Here is a 939-nt window from a genome sequence, read left to right on the forward strand (position 1 = left end):
CTGTGCTTGAAGGCTCTGGAAGAGTCTTTAACTGAGTAAGAGTTGCGCATTAGAGCGTCTCAAGAGCTTGGAACTCTATTACTCATAACCAACAGGGCCTAAAATCATTGGGCTGAAAGCAAAAAAGCGAAGGAAGTCCTTCGCTTTTTTGTTTGTCTATTCCGCATCAGACATGCTAGGTGTTGCCGATTGGGCTTGTGAGGGTGGTTGATAATTTACTTGGCTAAAGTCGATGTTCGGAAATAAGAATTGAGCCTCAGCACGAATTTGTTCTGCTTTACTGCTGTCATCCAGTCCTTGATAAGCCAAGATTAAGTTATTGTAGAACGCAGGGCGTGGCTTATCTTTAATGATCTGCAATGACCAATCAATATAAGGTTGAATCAAACTTGGATCTTGCTTGTACAGACCAATATTCAAAAAGGTACTGTAAACGTCCCAGTCAAATCTGTCTTTCCATACGACCGGGTTACTTACCTGATTCAAAATATCAGGGTTAGTTGGTCGCGTAGTTTCGAACTTCGTCAGAATGTAGTTCGTGTGTAGTGCGCTCACCATATAGAAGGTAAACACGGCCGGAATCACCAAGCTAAAAACACGTAGCAGACTTTTGGTCACTTTGCTAAACCCAACTTGGCGATAGCGCGAGACACGCTGGTCGACCCAATACAGCAAAATGATGAAAATCAGCCAGTGCACGAGAGAGTGATAAAACGGATATTCCAACTGAGAGTGAAGTACGATAGGAATGAATAACGCAAGCAACGCTAGGCGTGTGCCACGTTTGGCTTGATAAATCCTATGTAAAACCAATCCCATTGCGAGGATTATGCCTAATACAGGCAGAAGCCCACCTTCTACGCCCCAGTACAACATTTCATTGTGTGGATGATCCATCGATGGCAAGCCAGCAGGATAGTTCTCATTCAGCGCATGCTG

1 protein-coding gene is annotated in these 939 nt (G+C 44.1%); it reads right to left on the reverse strand.

Going from position 1 to position 939, the window contains the following annotated elements:
* Positions 1-156: 156 nt before the first annotated feature.
* A partial coding sequence (locus tag R8O11_RS25740) for a PglL family O-oligosaccharyltransferase (protein ID WP_318188795.1) occupies positions 157-939 on the reverse strand: 783 nt, incomplete at its 5' end.

The organism is Vibrio sp. 1288, assembly GCF_033344475.1.